Source organism: Companilactobacillus halodurans, from assembly GCF_009600995.1.
Lineage (GTDB): Bacteria > Bacillota > Bacilli > Lactobacillales > Lactobacillaceae > Companilactobacillus > Companilactobacillus halodurans.
Map to the genome: position 1 here is coordinate 1 of NZ_VDFO01000016.1, position 15733 is coordinate 15733.

The following is a 15733-nucleotide window of genomic DNA, read 5'->3' on the forward strand; positions in this document are numbered from 1 at the left end:
GGGTCGAACATCTAAAGGGCATGAATGGTGTCCTTTTTTGGTGTTCTTAAATGGTTATTACTAATAAATGGTATACAAAAATAAAGTTGATGGCAAAATACCTATCAACTTTATTTATCGTACAGCCCAAAAAATGGACAAGGTAGTCAAAATTGATTACCTTGTCCATTTATTTTACGTATTTTAATATGATTCAAATCCAACTAAGGAGAAATGATCAGGAACATATTTTGTTTCCGTACATTCAAATAAACTGCCCAAATCCGTGTAGACGTACTTTTTTAAAGCACCGACGCAATTGGCTTTTTTGAGATCCAAAAGTTCATTTTCTCTCTCACTAACAGTTTCAACTGTTGCAACCGAACGAGCAGCGGCTATTTTAAAGAGTTTTTCATCTCGAATATATTGATAGATAGACCCTTTGGCATCAGCTAAAGTTAAATTAGGAATGTTGTCTTTTCTAAAGTAACTGGTATCGATTGCCATTGCCTTGCCATTGACCATTCGTAATCTTTCCACAAAGTATGCTATGTCGCCGACATTAAATGAGGTTTGCTTAGAAAGTTCACCATCGATTTCTACTTCTTCAAATCTCAAAACCTCTGTCGTTAATTTTTTAATAAACTTATTTTGTGGAAAACTCATTAAATCTTGGAAACCAAAATGATTGGCAGCTGAGAAAATCACTCGGTTGTCGACGATTGGTTCCAAAACTACGACTCCACGACCCTTAACAGTGTAAACCAAACCATCTGATTGTAGTTTTTTCAAAGCACGACGAATTGTATTGCGAGTGACGCTAAATCGCTCCGATAAATCTTCTTCACCAGGTAAGATTGTTTTGGGTGGATAAACGTTGCTATCAATTTTGCCCTTTAAAATATGATATATATCTGAATATAAGTTCTTTGGCATTTTTTCTCCTCAATTGACACTAATAAAAATTTCCCCTCTGCCATGATAAAAAACACCCAGAGGGTGTTTTTTTACTTACTCTCTAACATTAGAGATTCATATGGCCGCAACGTGACTGTTCTATCATTTAGTTTAATTCCTTCATAATTTCCTAAAAGCAAATCAAAACCGGCTGCGATTTTTCTTTCCTGTACTTGGTCAGTGAAATTAGCCATTACTAAAATTTTACCCTTTTTGTTAGCTCTTTCATAGCTATAAACACTATTATCATTTGAATTAATTAATTTATAAGTACCATTCGTCAACAAAGTTTTATTCTTACGAAGGAAAATCAAAGCTCGATAAAAATTGAAAACATTGTTCTTCATTTTAAGAACCTTTTCGACTGAATAGTCATCATGATGTTCAGGCTTTAACCAAGGCTGACCACTAGTAAAGCCATGGTAACGCTTGGAGTTCCATTGCATTGGCAAACGGGCATTTTCCCTAGATTTTTGTTGCAAAATTTTAATTGCTAAACTCTTATCAACACCCTTTTGAATCAATTCATCATAAGCATTGATCGATTCATGATCATTATACTGACTAATATCAGTAAAGTAAGCATTCTTCATCGCAATTTCATCACCTTGATAAATATAAGGCGTCCCTTGCAATCCAAATTCGACCATCGCTAATAATTTAGCTGATTGATCACGATATTTACTATCATTGGTAAATCGAGAAATCGCGCGAGGTTGATCATGATTATTCCAAAATAGCGCATTCCAACCGCCTTGATGATTCATCTTAACTTGCCAATCACTTAAGATTTTAGTCAAATCAGTTAACTTATAATGACCTAAAGTCCACTTCTTACCGTTAGTATAATCTACTTTGACGTGATGGAATGTAAAGGCCATTGATAGTTCTTGACGTTTAGGATTGGTATACTTAACAGCTTCTGAAATAGGCGTTGAAGATAATTCACCGACAGTCACGAATTGATTAGGTCCAAAGACCTTTTCGTACATTTCGTGAATATATTCGTGAACGTGTGGTCCATTGGTATAAAAATTACGACCATCGTCTAAAGGAGTTTTGAAAGTATCGTTTGGTAAATCCTTATCCTTCGAAATATTATTGATAACATCAAGTCTAAAGCCATCAATACCTTTATTTGCCCAATATTTAAGCATTTTAAAGATTTTATTACGTAATTTTTCATTACGCCAGTTCAAATCAGGCATCGTTACATCATAAAGATGCAAGTAATACTGGTTTAATCTTGGAACGTACTTCCAGGCACTGCCACTGAATTTTGAAACCCAATTATTTGGTTCATGACCATCAACGGGATCACGCCAAATATAGAAGTCATGATAAGGATTATCCTTTGACTTCAAAGCTTCTTGGAACCAGTGGTTTTCATTTGAAGTGTGGTTCAAAACCATGTCCATAATGATTTTTATTCCACGTTTATGTGCTTCATTCAACAGTCTTTCAAAATCATCCATCGTTCCAAAAACTGGATCGATCTGATAGTAGTCAGCAATGTCGTACCCATTGTCATTTCCTGGTGAACGATACATTGGCGTTAACCAAATCAAACCAATACCCAATTTTTTCAAATAATCTAGTCGAGAAATAATGCCGTTGATATCACCAACGCCATCTCCGTTTGAATCTTGAAAACTGCGTGGATAAATCTGATACACAGTTTCTTTTTGCCATTCCTTCATATCCATTTAGTACTCCTCAATATAATGATAAAACCTCATATAACGCGATAATCTTATAATATGTTTATACACCTGTCAATCATTTAAAATCGTCAAAAATCCATGAAAGCGCCTTTTAACGCTACCTAATGGCGATATCCACCTTAAAAATAATTTTCAATTTTAAAAAACAAATTAATTTACATATTTATAAATTTGTATTATTATTCAGAGCCTAGTCAAAAAATAGGAGATAAAAATCATGCTTCAAATTATTACAGACAGATTGATCATTCGTCCATTCAAAACTGCTGATCATGATCAATTACAAACAATTATCCTTGATCCAGAAATTATGAAGTATGTCAGATATCGTGATACTAAGACATCTGAAAACTTCACAAAACTATTTGAAGAACATTTCTTAAAAGAACAACAGACTTCATTTGCCATTGAAGAAAAAGCTACTAATGAAGTTATTGGATTTTATGAATTCCATCCCGAAAATAACGTCGGCATCTTAACTTATGCTTTGAGTAAAAAAGCTTGGGGTCACGGTTATGTAGCAGAGGTTGGCAATGCCATGATGCAATATGGTTTTGAAGTCTTGAATCTCGATAAAATTGAGGCTCATTATGCAAATCTTAATCCTAACTCGGGCAAAGTTATGCTTAAGATGGGTATGAGAGATTTGGGCTCAATTGAAACTTTTGTTTCACCAGATGATGGAGTTGAAATAAAAGTCATGGCTTATGAACTTACTAAAGCAGATTGGTTAAATGATAATAAGCAACAACGAGCCGTTTAAGGTAAAAATAGTCCGACTAATTCAATTTTGAGTTAGTCGGACTATTTTTGTTCTATATTAAATTAAATATTAAATTAAATTTTTGTGAATATCTTGCATCCCACGTTCGATATTTTCTAATTCATCAGAATAGTTTTTTAATTGTTGACCGTATTTATCTACCAATTTACTGTCAGCATCAGTTTTGTAGCGCAATTTATGCTCCAAGCTAGCCCACATATCCATGCCAACGGTTCTAATCTGAACTTCAACGGGGACATCAATCGGACCATGCGATTGGAAAACGGGAACTTTAATGACAATGTGTAAACTACGATAGCCACTGTCTTTAGGATGCTTCAGATAATCCTTGCGTCTTAAAAGCGTGATATCTGATTGACTAGTTAACATCTTTTCAATTTTATAAATGTCGTCGATGTAATTAGTAATGACTCTAATTCCAGCAATATCATAAATATTAGCCTTGATACTTTCAGTTGTTAACTCATAACCCTTTCTTTGAGCTTTCTTCAGCAGACTGGGAATACGCTTCATTCGTGATTCCATATGGTGAATGGGATTGTAATCGAAATTGACTTGAAATTCTGAATCTAAATTTTCCAATTTGGTGCTAATTTCTTTTTCTCCAGCTTGATACAATTGATACATTTTAATCATTTTTGACAATTCTTCAACGTTAGGCCGATTTTCAATATCGCCTAGTTCTGTTTGTAATGATTTTAGATTTATCGCATTGGGTCTTTCTAGTATCATTTCTCCATCCTTTAACTAAATATACAGTTCAGTTTCGGCGGGTTTAGTTTTGCCAATCACCTTACCATTATGGACTGAAAGTAAAATTTCTGAACGCTTGTTCAAAACATCATAGAAATTGTGCCCATTTAACAAGACAAAATTAGCAGGCTTGCCAACTTCAATTCCATATTCTTTTTCAACGTGCATGATTTTGGCACTATTGAGAGTGATGAATTTGTACGAATCCATAATTTGTTGGTGACCCATCATTTGCGTAGCGTGCAATCCTTCTGTCAAAACATCGAACATATTGCCGTTACCCATTGGATACCATGGATCTTTGATGTCATCTTCACCAAAACCAACATTAATGCCATTTTCCGTCAACTCTTTGACACGCGTTAGACCACGACGCTTTGGATAAGTATCGAAGCGTCCACCCAAGTACATATTGACCAATGGGTTAGAAATAAAGTTCATCTTTGACATCTTCAATAAGCGCATCAATTTATACATATAAGCATCGTTATATGAACCCATCGCAGTTGTATGTGAAGCGGTCACTTTGTCTCCCATACCGCTCTCGTAGGCAATTGTAGCAATCGTTTCAAGACTTCTGGATGCAGGATCGTCAATTTCATCAGTGTGAGCATCGAATAACAAATCATTTTTTTGAGCAAGATCCATTGCAAAACGCAATGATTCGACTGAATATTCCCGATTGAATTCATAATGTGGAATAGCTCCCACAACATCAACACCTAATTTAACAGCTTTTTCCATCAATTCCTTGCCGTTAGGATAAGACAAGATACCTTCTTGAGGAAATGCGACTAGTTGTAAAGTCATCCAATCTTTAACATTTTCACGCACATCGATCAAAGCTTTTAGAGCTTTCAGACTTGGGTCAGTCACGTCAACATGTGACCGAACGAATTGGATTCCATGACTGGCTTGCATCTTCAAAGCTAAAGTAGCTCTTTTTTTGACATCTTGATATGTCAGTTCTTTTTTGCGTTCTGTCCAAATACGAATTCCATCAAACAAAGTTCCATTTTCATTCCACTCAGGTTGACCAGCAGTTAAAGTCGAATCTAAGTGAACATGTGGATCAACAAATGGTGGCAACAATAATCTATCGTGACCTACAATGACCTCTTCATTTTCCTTAGGCTCAATATGATCAGCTATTTCGACAAATTTTCCATCTTCAACTCTGATATCTTGTGGCGCTTGATTTTGAATTTTGACTTGTTGTAATAACATTACGCTTTGCTCCTCTGAATTTTGATATAGTATACAATTTCTTAGTTGACGTTGCCAAATTTACTTATTATTGACTCACGACTAGATTTATCAAAAATAATCCTATTAGCTTGATAAGAGTTCAAACCGATAGTTTACGTTGTATTCCCTTTTCATGCTAATAAAGGAATAAGACAATTCTAGTTTCTTCTATATTAATTACTAACTAAAATCGTCATTATGTCTATTCTACATCTAATCAATATTTCATCAGGCGAAAACTCTTCAAAATAAATCAAACATCATAGAAATCACAAATGTCTGATTTATTGAGATTGTTTTTCTTTAAGATTATCTCTAGCAGCTCGCAATTCATCGGCAAACAAGACCTTTTCAATTATTTTTGTCAATTGATAAGGGGTTTCTTTCATACCATTTTTTACCCAACGTTTCATAATTCCTTGCATTCCAAGCATTATGTAAGTCCCTTGGTACTCATCAAAATTGGACATTTCTTTGTCTCCAGGCGACATCACTTGATGCATTTTTTCCAGCAATCTAGTTCTACCCTCAACAAAAACTAAGTTGCTGATCTGATGATTTTTATAAAATGCTTCCAGTAATTTCTCTAAAGATTTGAATGGCGTTGAATCTTTTGGCAACTCAATTGTGTCGACAAACTTATCTTCAATCGTATCGACGCAATCATAAATATCATCGTAATAACGATAGAAGGTGGTTCGATTGATATCAGCTTTTTTACAAATATCAGTCACTGTAATTGCATCAATCGGTTTTTCTTGCAACTGATCTAAAACAGTTTTTTGAATAATTTCTTTAGTATATTTGGTGCGGCGATTATTTTTGATTCCAACCATAGGTAAACCTCATTTTCTTATGCAACAAAAATATCTTAAGTGTTGTTTTAAAAACAGCTTGTCTCAGATTGACGATTGCACGTTATTCTCAAAATTATTATTATATTAAACATAGTGTTGCAATAATGACAGTGTAACAAACTGTCTGTTAAAATATCTATAAATAATAAATAAGAGGATTAAATAAATGCTGGAATTAAAACATATTAAAAAATATTATTACGTTGGCGATTCCGTTACTAAAGCATTGGATGACGTTTCTGTCTCCTTTCGTGAGCAAGAATTCGTTGCTATCCTAGGACCTAGTGGTTCTGGTAAAACAACCTTGCTAAACGGAGTTGGTGGCTTAGACATTTACGATTCTGGTGACTTAGTAATTGATGGCAAGTCGACTAAGGACTTTTCGGAGTCTGACTGGGACGCTTATCGTAACAATTCAGTTGGTTTCATCTTCCAAAGTTACAACGTTATCGGTCACTTAAGCATTCTCGACAACGTCGAATTGGGAATGACCCTAAGTGGCGTTCCTAATGAAGAGAAAACGCAAAAAGCACGTGAAGCTTTGGAAAGAGTTGGCTTAGGTCCACATATCAACAAGAAGCCTAACCAACTATCTGGTGGACAACTGCAACGTGTTGCCATCGCCCGTGCTATTGCTAATAATCCTTCCATCTTACTTTGTGATGAGCCAACTGGTGCCCTAGATACTGAAACTAGTGAACAAATCATGAAGCTAATCAAGGAATTATCCAAAGAACGACTCGTTGTTATGGTTACTCATAACCCAACTTTAGCTAATGAATACGCCGATCGAATTATCAATTTTGCCGATGGTAAGATTCTCAACGATTCAAATCCATACACTGAAGATGAATCAAAGGATAATTTTGAGCTTAAGAAAACTAAGATGACTTTTTGGACAGCCTTAAAACTATCCTTCACTAACTTGAAGACTAAAAAAGCGCGAACCGCTTTAACGGCTTTCGCTTCCAGTATCGGTATCATCAGTATTGCAATTGTTCTAGCTCTATCGTCTGGTTTCCAAAAACAAATCGATAAAACCCAGGGCAATACTTTGGCGCAATTTCCAGTAACGATTTCTCAAGTAGCCTCGAAACAAACTGCTCCTTCAACTGATAAAGTTAAGAAATCCAATTCCAAACAAGTTACCGCTAAATTGAGCCAACAGGAAAAATCGACTCACACGAATAAATTAAACAAGAATTACTTGAACTACATCAAAAAACTCGACCCTGAATTGAGTAAAGATGTTACTTATACTTACTCAACTGGCATGAATCTTTTGACTAAGATAAATGGTAAAGTCAAAACAGCTCAATTCTCTAATACCAGTGGCTCCAGTCCAACAAGTACAATGACCTCTGCCATGTCTTCATCAACTGGTATCGGGGGTTCCGTCTACCCATCGACTTCAAATGACGGCAAGAACTTTTTGAAGAAGCACTACAAAGTTATCTCTGGTTCAATGCCTCAAAATGCTAACGATGTCGTTTTAATCGTAGATCGTAATAACGATACTAATATCAATGCTTTAAAGAACATCGGCATGAAAGTTAAAGATGGTCAAAAGCTTGACTTCAACAAAATCGTTGGTCAAGAATTCAAAATCGTTAACAACAATGATTACTATCGTCAATTAGGTGCTGGCATGTACGCTCCTAATACTGACATGGATTCTCTTTACAATAACTCCAATAATACGACCGTTAAAATCTCAGGTATTTTACGAGTTAAGTCGAAATCATCTGAAAACATTCTTTCATCAGGAATTGCTTACAGTGATAAATTGACACAAAATATCATTGCTAATAATAAGAATTCCGATATCGTTAAAGCACAAAAGAATAGCGATTCAAATGTCCTAACTGGCGCTTCTGCTGACGATACCACTAAAGAATCTCTTGTCAGTTACTTAGGTGGTTCTACTACTCCAGCAAGCATTCTAATTTATCCAAATACCTTTAAAAACAAAGACAAAGTTTTGAAGTATCTTGATAAGTACAATAAAGGTAAGAAAGCTAGCGACAAGGTAATTTATACAGACTTGGCTGGTCAGGTATCTAATTTGACCGGTGGCCTGATGGATGCTATCACTTACGTACTCGTGGCCTTTGCCGGAATTTCCTTAGTTACAAGTATGATTATGATTGCCATCATCACTTATACTTCCGTTCTTGAGAGAACTAAAGAAATTGGTATTTTGAAGGCTCTGGGTGCTAGAAAGAAAGATATCACTCGTGTCTTCGATGCTGAAACCACGATTCTTGGTGTTACGTCCGGTTTGCTAGGTGTTATCATCGCCTGGCTGGCAACTTTCCCAATCAATATTATTCTGAAAAATATGACTGATTTATCGAACGTTTCACAATTGAACCCAGTCCATGCAATCATTCTAGTTATCGTCAGCACGGTCTTGACCGTTATTGGTGGTCACATTCCTGCTCGTATGGCAGCTAAGAAAGATGCTGCAACTGCACTTCGTTCTGAATAGTATTTAAATTATTATAAGGACTAGCAAATTTTCAATTTGTTGGTCCTTTTTTTTGGTGAAAAAAAATAACCCTGAATTCTTTGAGGAATTTTGGGTTATTTCTTTGTTTATGTTTATGATAGATTTTTTTACTTGGATGTTTGGAGTCCAAGATTTGGTCTTTTTTTAGTGCTTATTTCTTTATGTTTGAATTCCCTAGATTTATACGTTTAAACCTTGGGATTGTGGTTAACTTCCGAAACGAGTTACAGTGGGGCAACTCTCTGCACCTAAGGCTATTTCCCATATCGTCTGCTCCGCAGCCAATCTGTGAAATTGTCTTAGGCTCCGGAAGCTGAACGCCCTTGCTCCGCCCTCTCTAGATTTTGACCACAGCTATCCCAATCAATCCGGGTCCCGTGTGAACTCCAAGGGCTGGGCCTACTTGTTCGATGAACTCTCTTTTTCCTTTGATGCCATTTTCGTGCAACAAATCTAACATTGAGAGTCCGCCTTCTTCATTGTCTCCGTGACCGATTCCGATTAGATATTCGTCGCCTTCATCAAGAAAGTCTTGCGCATATCCTAGCATCAACTTTTTACCTTTTTTCATACCACGAGCTTTAGCAGCAATGGTATAGGTTCCATCTGGTTTACAAGTTATGATTGGTGCTAATTTTAGAACTCCACCAACTGCTGAGGCAACGGCACTGATTCTTCCACCGGCTCTCAAGTATGTCAAAGTTGGAATACAGAAATAAACCATTGCGTGAGCAATCATTTTTTCAACATGAGCTGCAATTTCATCAAATGATTTTCCATCATCGACTTGTTTCTTAGCTTCAACAGCGATTAAACCTGAAGCAATTGCAACTTGTTTAGTATCAAAATATTTAGTCGTGAAACGATCATCATCATCTAAGAAGACTTTTAAAAAGTTAAAAGTCCCACTTAATCCTGATGAGACTGAAATTGACAAGATGTGCGTATAACCTGCTTGAGCAATTTCATCGAGTGCTTTTTGTATAGAATCTCCTGAAGGCAAAGATGTCTTAGGAATTTCTACTGGTAAATTTCGATAAACTTCTTCAGCCGAAATGTCAACTCGATCAAGATAAGTCTTGTCATGGTAAGCAATTTGCATTGGCAATTCAAAAACGCCAGTTTTTTTAAGATATTCCTTTGGCAAATCACAACAAGAGTCTACCAATACAGCAATCTTTTCCATTTTCTATTTACTCTTTTCGTCTAAAGTATTCTTACTTTCAATTCTAATTACTTTCTTTGTGACTAATTTTGTCGCAAAGGCTAACGTGACCATTTCAATCATCAAATAAGCTGATGATTGATTCTTTTCTGAAATAGCTTGTTTCTCTTCGCGGTGATTCAACATCTTTAAAGCAATTTCTTGTTTATCGCAGAAGAAATCATATGTCTTATCGATTCCTCCACTTAACCTAGTTTGAATCTCTAAACCTCTTTGAATATCGTCGAAGGAAACGACTTGCTTCAAAAAAGTAATGGCTATTAAATAAGCCAAATGTTCACGCGTGTAGCGCTTCTTAACAGGATGTGGCAATAAGCCATTTTTTACATAGTTATTGACCATTGAAGTTGTAACAACTGGACCGTCCTCAAGCCAAACTGGACCAACGTACTTATCAACTAGTGTTAATAGTTGATCACGGTACAATTCCAATTCAGGCAGTTCCTCAAATCTCGGTAAACGGTACTCTTCTAATTTATTTAGCCAGCTTTGCAATTCATCCATAACAAGCGCTCTCCTTTAGTAATTACTATTATAATTTATCATAGTTATTTTAACTATTCAAACTAGTTTTTAAAACTAGATGTAAATTTGAAACAAAAAAAGCCTTGAATACCAATTATTCAAGACTCTCTTTTGAATCGTACTCTCGCCAACCTAAAGCTATTATCATCGCTAGTCCGGCGCCAGTCAACAATATGATGTATCCAATATTACTACTGAAATTTGTATCTCCTAGATATAAATCTCCTAATAAAGTTCCTAAAACGGCAACCCAGATACCGATACTTTGACCTCTAGTAAAGGCTGTGCCAGTCTGACTGCGTCTCTCCCGTTTAGTAATATATGGAAGTATAAAACCTAGTCCGACTAAAACGATAATCGCAACAAAGTTGATTACTAATTCATACCACCACATCGACGAACCAAAGGGCACATCTTGTGGCCCAATTGCAGCAATCGTGGCAACACCAGTCAAAATCAGACACCACCAACCAACTGCTAGAGACATCGTCTTATTCTTAATATAAACATATCCTGAATGGTATTTATCATCATTCATTCTAACCTTGATAAAGGACCAAAAAATCCAACAAGTAACTCCCGGCGAAATAATTCCATTTAAATTCAATAACCAATTAAATATATCTTTCATGTTCGGCAATAATATCCCCAAAAACATGATAAAAGCGCTCAGACCAACCGTCAGCAGATAGCCGTTGATTGGCAAGCCCGCTGAATTAGTCTTTCTCAAAAATTGTGGCATGTACTTATTGCCAGTATCAGAAATCAGCATTCTCGTCATGGCGTTCAACAAAACAGCCAGTAACGCTGCTAAATAGAAGATTTCTGTGAAAGCAAACAGGTACATCAAGGTATTGCCAATGTTAAATCTCTGTCCTAATGCTTGAAAGGCATAATATGAACCATTTATCTTCAAGTCATCTGGCAAATGGTAGGCATTGAAAAATACCCCCAGTGAAAATGATCCAAAGATTGTCAAAAATCCGGTCATCACTGACAACATAATCATTGCCTTAGGGAAATCTCGATTAGGATTGCGCATCTTAGTAACAAATGGCGCTATTCTTTCGGCACCGTTGATGGCAAAAATCAGGAAGCCTAAGGTTGTTAAATAGTGCAAATTAAACGTTGGTACAATCGTATGCAATGTCAGTGGCTTCGTGGCAATGTGACCACCCATGGATAGTGCTGTGACTGTCATGATAACAAATAAGACGGTCATCCCAAACATGGCAATTCCACCAATGGTACTTAATATTTCAAGTGAGCGCTCGAAACGCGACTGTATAAAAATAAAGAACACAAAAATCAGCAACGTAAATAAAGCGAAATGGCTATTCGACATCTGCGTTTGCAATTTGGAATTCCCATATACGACCCAACCTAGTGCAACGGCAATTGTATTAGCGGTATCCACAACATACGGAATGGATGCAGCCCAATATGTCCAAGCAGCAAAGTAGCCTAAGAACTCTCCACTTGTTTCTCTGACCCATGATGTTAATCCTCCACCATCGTCATCAAAGGTTGAGCCCAACTGCCCAACCATCAACGAGTACGGAACAACATACAACAGGATCATAATTATCCAGGATGTAATGACACCCATCCCTTGGTTTTGGAAATTGTAAGTTAGATCATCGAATCCAACCACTGTTACAAAATCCATCAGGGCCAATACCGGCCAGCTAATATATTTCTTTTCTGTTCCCAAATCTGTCATGGCGTTTTCCTCAGTGAAAATAAATCGTACTTTCTTAATTTATTACACCTAATGGTTACATCAAATATACAATACTTTTCGGCGAATTAATTAAAAAATGATTTAAAAATATAAATAAATTCAAGCGCTTACTTCCCCGACATGACCGCAACCGTAACGATTGACCTTTTAGTGTACAATTTGGAAAGTTAGCAACTCGAAATATTCTACCACAAAAAAATTGGATAAGATATAAAAAGTTTAGTTGGAGGAATTTTTTTATTCCTGCGTGTGAAATTTAGCGTAAAAAATGGAGTTATTTAAACTAAAAACTTAGTCTAAGTAACTCCATTATTGATAATTCAATTATTCATTGTTTTTATAAACGATTTTAACGCCAGTACCACTAATATTCTTAGCCATAGCTTCATTCATTTGATCTAGTGGATAAGAATCAGTAATCAATTGAGTCATATCCATGCCTTCACTCTTAGTTTCACGTAAGAATTCAGTTGCTTCGACCCAATCATCTGGAACATAAGCCCAAGAACCAGTGACCTTTGTCTCTGGCATACAAATATTGAAGTGTGGATTATAACTTGCTTCGCCATTATCAACGAAGAATCCAACTTCACAAATACCACCGTGATCAGTTAAGAAGTTCCAAATCGTACTTGCTCCTTTAGTTGAGCCAGTGCATTGGAAAGCAAAATTAGCTCCCTTGCCGCCAGTCAATTTCTTAACGGCTTCAACAGGATCTCCATCTTCAATGTTAATAACATCAGTTGCACCAATCTTCTTAGCTAACTCAAGACGACTCTTGTTACCGTCGACGCCAATAATGTGACGAACTCCCAAAGTCTTCATTTGAGCAATGACCATTAAGCCAATTGGTCCAACTCCTTGAACGACAACTGTTGAACCGTGTTTGAAGGTATAAATTTCTTTAGATTTAGCTACGGCGTGTGAACTGACTGCAGCTGGTTCAATTAAAATTCTCAAATCTAGTGGCATATCACTAACATTGAAAACGACGCTGTTAGGATTGATGACCATATAATTTGAAAGCCAGCCATTAAAGTAGTGTTCTTCACCGCCCATTAGACCGTAAATATCGCCATTCAAAGCTGGTCCGCAAACAATTTTATCGCCAACTTTTAGAGGCTTGCCAGTCCAATCAGTTTTAACATTCTTCCCCATCTTAACGATTTCGCCAGTACCTTCGTGACCTAAGTTAACTGGAATGTATTTGAAGGGATCGCTCTTGTATTCGAAGACATCAGTACCACAAATACCGCACCCCTCAACTTTTACTAGCATTTCATCATCATTAATTTCTGGAATAGGTAATGTCTTAACCTCAATATGATTCGTCTTTGTCAAAACAGCAACTTTTCCATCCATACAAAAAGGCCTCTTTTCTTTATGTATCCGATTTCATTGTAGCATTGTTCACAAGATTGTTAAATTTGGTTATAAATTCAAATTTGCATAAAAAATCCGGCCAAAAATTAGGCCGGATTCTAATATTTTATAAGAACTAATTTGTAGTTCTATCTTTCACAAAGCCTGTATCATCAACATCGACATCATTGATAATATCTTGGCCTTCATACAAACATCTAGTTTCAGTTTCAATTCCGCCATCTTCAATCGTGATAATGTCATAGTAAGTAGCATCATAAATCAGATGTTTATTCTTATTATCACAATTGATGTGATAAGCACTTGAATCAGTTGAATGCATTAAGATACCCGCTTTAACAAATGAAGTTTCAAAGTGAATATGCCCTGAAAAAACTGCTTGAACTGACGTGTCTGTTATAACCTGCATGAGTTCATCACTTTCTTGTAAAATGCTATAACGCATGTGGTGAATACCAGGACCATCAACGGGATGGTGTAAAAAGATAAATGATTTTTTATCAGAATATTTTGCTAAATTGTTTTTCAACCAAGCCAACTGCTCTTCACCCAAATATCCAGGTTCATCATTATGAAATTTACTATCTAAAAAATAGAAATTCATTTCAGGAGTTTCTTTTAGATAATAGTATTTCTCACGACTTGGTTGTTGAACATAGCCTTCAAAGAATTCTTCTAAACGGTCATGATTACCTAACACAACATTAATAGGTATCTTCAATTCAGCTTCGGCTTTTTCTACCAATTCTCTTAAATCAACATAATCAATCACTGTTCCTTCATGAATCAAGTCACCTGTAATAGCAATCATATCAGGCTTTTCGGGCATTGTTGAAATATCTGTGAAGATACTATTCAACTTTAAATAGGGATCAATTTGCTGATTATTCGATGCTTCTTTACCCCTTGGAGTCAAATGGGTATCTGTTATTTGAATCACTTTATATTTACTCATGTTTACCCCAATACAAATTTTTTTCAGTTTCACAATCAAATAAAAGGCTCTTTTGCTGTCTTAAAGAAATATAAATTTCTTCGCCAACAATAAAATCAAAACTATTAACGATAGCTTTTAAGGTTGTACCATCTGAAGTTAAAACTGATAGTTGAACAAAGCGTCCATAATCAATCACAGCATCAATTTTAACTTTCAAATCAAACTTACTTTGACGAGTTCTTGCACAAGACAAGTTTTCTGGGCGAATCCCCAAACAATATTTCTTTTCTTCCAAGTTTAATTGAAGATTAGACATGATAACATCACCATCTAATGTCATCTCACCATTCCTTAATACGACCTCAACAACATTGATCTGTGGTGTACCAATAAATTTAGCAACAAATAAATTGGTAGGATTATTATAAATATTCTCTGGTTCATCGATCATTTGAATAATGCCCTGATCCATAACAGCAATTCGATCGCCCAAGGCCATAGCTTCCAATTGATCATGAGTCACATAAACAATTGTCTGTTGATTCATAACATGCAGGTTTTGAATCTCATCACGAGCCTTTTCACGTAATTGAACATCGATGTTAGATAAAGGTTCATCTAGTAGAAAAATTTTGCTCTTCTTGACCATCCCACGACCAACGGCAACACGTTGCTTTTGACCACCAGATAGTTGCGAAGGTAAACGGTCTTTGTATTCTGTTAAGTTCAAAGTTCCTAGTACACTTTCGATTCTTGCTTGACGTTCTTCTTTAGGAACTTTATGAACTTTCAACGCATATTCAAGGTTTTGATAGACGGTCATATTCGGATAAAGTGCATAGTCTTGAAAAACCATGGCAATCACATGTCCATCGTTACTCAATTTTTGTAGATTTTCACCATCAATGAGTACGTCACCAGAAGTTGGTTCTTCCAAACCGGCAATCATTCTCAAAGTAGTTGATTTACCACAACCTGATGGACCTAAGAGAACCAAAAACTCCCCTGCCTTAACGAAAAGATTCATTCCATCAATAACCTTACTATTTTTGAATTCTTTAGAAATATTTTTTAATTCAATCGTTGCATTACTTTTAATCATGAA

13 protein-coding genes are annotated in these 15733 nt (G+C 36.0%); 2 read left to right on the forward strand and 11 right to left on the reverse strand.

What is annotated here, in order from left to right; translation table 11 throughout:
- Window positions 1–183: 183 nt before the first annotated feature.
- Both FHL05_RS05335 and FHL05_RS05340 read right to left on the reverse strand, forming a co-directional pair.
- Window positions 184–915 carry a GntR family transcriptional regulator gene (locus FHL05_RS05335; protein WP_153384770.1) on the reverse strand — a complete coding sequence of 244 codons (732 nt, stop codon included), beginning with the start codon at window positions 913–915 and terminating at the stop codon, window positions 184–186.
- Between the two features lie 71 nt (window positions 916–986).
- A complete protein-coding gene (locus FHL05_RS05340) occupies window positions 987–2636 on the reverse strand; it encodes an alpha,alpha-phosphotrehalase (protein WP_153384869.1) in 1650 nt (549 codons plus the stop codon).
- Window positions 2637–2877: 241 nt separating this feature from the next.
- Here FHL05_RS05340 and FHL05_RS05345 point away from each other — a divergent pair, with 241 nt between their 5' ends.
- A complete protein-coding gene (locus FHL05_RS05345) occupies window positions 2878–3423 on the forward strand; it encodes a GNAT family N-acetyltransferase (protein ID WP_153384771.1) in 546 nt (181 codons plus the stop codon).
- A gap of 69 nt (window positions 3424–3492) precedes the next feature.
- Here the strand turns inward: FHL05_RS05345 and FHL05_RS05350 are convergent, their stop codons facing one another.
- The 3 genes from FHL05_RS05350 to FHL05_RS05360 all read right to left on the reverse strand — a co-directional run bounded on the left by FHL05_RS05350 (window position 3493) and on the right by FHL05_RS05360 (window position 6281).
- Window positions 3493–4176 (reverse strand): GTP pyrophosphokinase, encoded by a 684-nt coding sequence (locus tag FHL05_RS05350; protein WP_153384772.1) that lies wholly within the window; start codon window positions 4174–4176, stop codon window positions 3493–3495.
- Between the two features lie 15 nt (window positions 4177–4191).
- On the reverse strand, window positions 4192–5424 hold the full coding sequence (gene codA, locus FHL05_RS05355) for a cytosine deaminase (RefSeq protein ID WP_153384773.1): 1233 nt from the start codon (window positions 5422–5424) through the stop codon (window positions 4192–4194).
- A 305-nt stretch (window positions 5425–5729) separates the two neighbouring features.
- Window positions 5730–6281 (reverse strand): TetR/AcrR family transcriptional regulator, encoded by a 552-nt coding sequence (locus tag FHL05_RS05360; protein ID WP_153384774.1) that lies wholly within the window; start codon window positions 6279–6281, stop codon window positions 5730–5732.
- Window positions 6282–6468: 187 nt separating this feature from the next.
- On the opposite strand from FHL05_RS05360, the gene FHL05_RS05365 reads away from it, so the two are divergent.
- A complete protein-coding gene (locus tag FHL05_RS05365) occupies window positions 6469–8793 on the forward strand; it encodes an ABC transporter ATP-binding protein/permease (RefSeq protein ID WP_153384775.1) in 2325 nt (774 codons plus the stop codon).
- Window positions 8794–9151: 358 nt separating this feature from the next.
- Here the strand turns inward: FHL05_RS05365 and FHL05_RS05370 are convergent, their stop codons facing one another.
- From FHL05_RS05370 to FHL05_RS05395, 6 genes are all read right to left on the reverse strand, one after another.
- Entirely contained in the window at window positions 9152–10000 is an 849-nt protein-coding gene (locus FHL05_RS05370; protein WP_153522213.1) for a DegV family protein, read from the reverse strand.
- 3 nt (window positions 10001–10003) lie between these two features.
- Window positions 10004–10543 carry a DUF1836 domain-containing protein gene (locus tag FHL05_RS05375; RefSeq protein WP_153384777.1) on the reverse strand — a complete coding sequence of 180 codons (540 nt, stop codon included), beginning with the start codon at window positions 10541–10543 and terminating at the stop codon, window positions 10004–10006.
- 115 nt (window positions 10544–10658) lie between these two features.
- Window positions 10659–12287: an APC family permease gene (locus FHL05_RS05380; protein ID WP_162000224.1), complete on the reverse strand. Its 1629-nt coding sequence runs from the start codon at window positions 12285–12287 to the stop codon at window positions 10659–10661.
- Between the two features lie 345 nt (window positions 12288–12632).
- Window positions 12633–13670 carry a zinc-dependent alcohol dehydrogenase gene (locus FHL05_RS05385; RefSeq protein WP_153384778.1) on the reverse strand — a complete coding sequence of 346 codons (1038 nt, stop codon included), beginning with the start codon at window positions 13668–13670 and terminating at the stop codon, window positions 12633–12635.
- Window positions 13671–13806: 136 nt separating this feature from the next.
- Window positions 13807–14646 (reverse strand): metallophosphoesterase family protein, encoded by an 840-nt coding sequence (locus tag FHL05_RS05390; protein ID WP_153384779.1) that lies wholly within the window; start codon window positions 14644–14646, stop codon window positions 13807–13809.
- On the reverse strand, window positions 14639–15730 hold the full coding sequence (locus tag FHL05_RS05395; RefSeq protein ID WP_153384780.1) for an ABC transporter ATP-binding protein: 1092 nt from the start codon (window positions 15728–15730) through the stop codon (window positions 14639–14641). The genes FHL05_RS05390 and FHL05_RS05395 overlap by 8 nt, the downstream gene beginning before the upstream one ends.
- Between the last annotated feature and the right edge of the window lie 3 nt (window positions 15731–15733).

Excerpts from the sequence above, each read along its gene's own strand:
- codA (WP_153384773.1), bottom strand. The coding sequence starts at position 5,424 with ATGTTATTACAACAAGTCAAAATTCAAAATCAAGCGCCACAAGATATC.
- FHL05_RS05390 (WP_153384779.1), bottom strand. The coding sequence starts at position 14,646 with ATGAGTAAATATAAAGTGATTCAAATAACAGATACCCATTTGACTCCA.
- FHL05_RS05365 (WP_153384775.1), top strand. The coding sequence starts at position 6,469 with ATGCTGGAATTAAAACATATTAAAAAATATTATTACGTTGGCGATTCC.
- FHL05_RS05340 (WP_153384869.1), bottom strand. The coding sequence starts at position 2,636 with ATGAAGGAATGGCAAAAAGAAACTGTGTATCAGATTTATCCACGCAGT.
- FHL05_RS05385 (WP_153384778.1), bottom strand. The coding sequence starts at position 13,670 with ATGGATGGAAAAGTTGCTGTTTTGACAAAGACGAATCATATTGAGGTT.
- FHL05_RS05370 (WP_153522213.1), bottom strand. The coding sequence starts at position 10,000 with ATGGAAAAGATTGCTGTATTGGTAGACTCTTGTTGTGATTTGCCAAAG.
- FHL05_RS05375 (WP_153384777.1), bottom strand. The coding sequence starts at position 10,543 with ATGGATGAATTGCAAAGCTGGCTAAATAAATTAGAAGAGTACCGTTTA.
- FHL05_RS05350 (WP_153384772.1), bottom strand. The coding sequence starts at position 4,176 with ATGATACTAGAAAGACCCAATGCGATAAATCTAAAATCATTACAAACA.
- FHL05_RS05380 (WP_162000224.1), bottom strand. The coding sequence starts at position 12,287 with ATGACAGATTTGGGAACAGAAAAGAAATATATTAGCTGGCCGGTATTG.
- FHL05_RS05395 (WP_153384780.1), bottom strand. The coding sequence starts at position 15,730 with ATGATTAAAAGTAATGCAACGATTGAATTAAAAAATATTTCTAAAGAA.
- FHL05_RS05335 (WP_153384770.1), bottom strand. The coding sequence starts at position 915 with ATGCCAAAGAACTTATATTCAGATATATATCATATTTTAAAGGGCAAA.
- FHL05_RS05360 (WP_153384774.1), bottom strand. The coding sequence starts at position 6,281 with ATGGTTGGAATCAAAAATAATCGCCGCACCAAATATACTAAAGAAATT.
- FHL05_RS05345 (WP_153384771.1), top strand. The coding sequence starts at position 2,878 with ATGCTTCAAATTATTACAGACAGATTGATCATTCGTCCATTCAAAACT.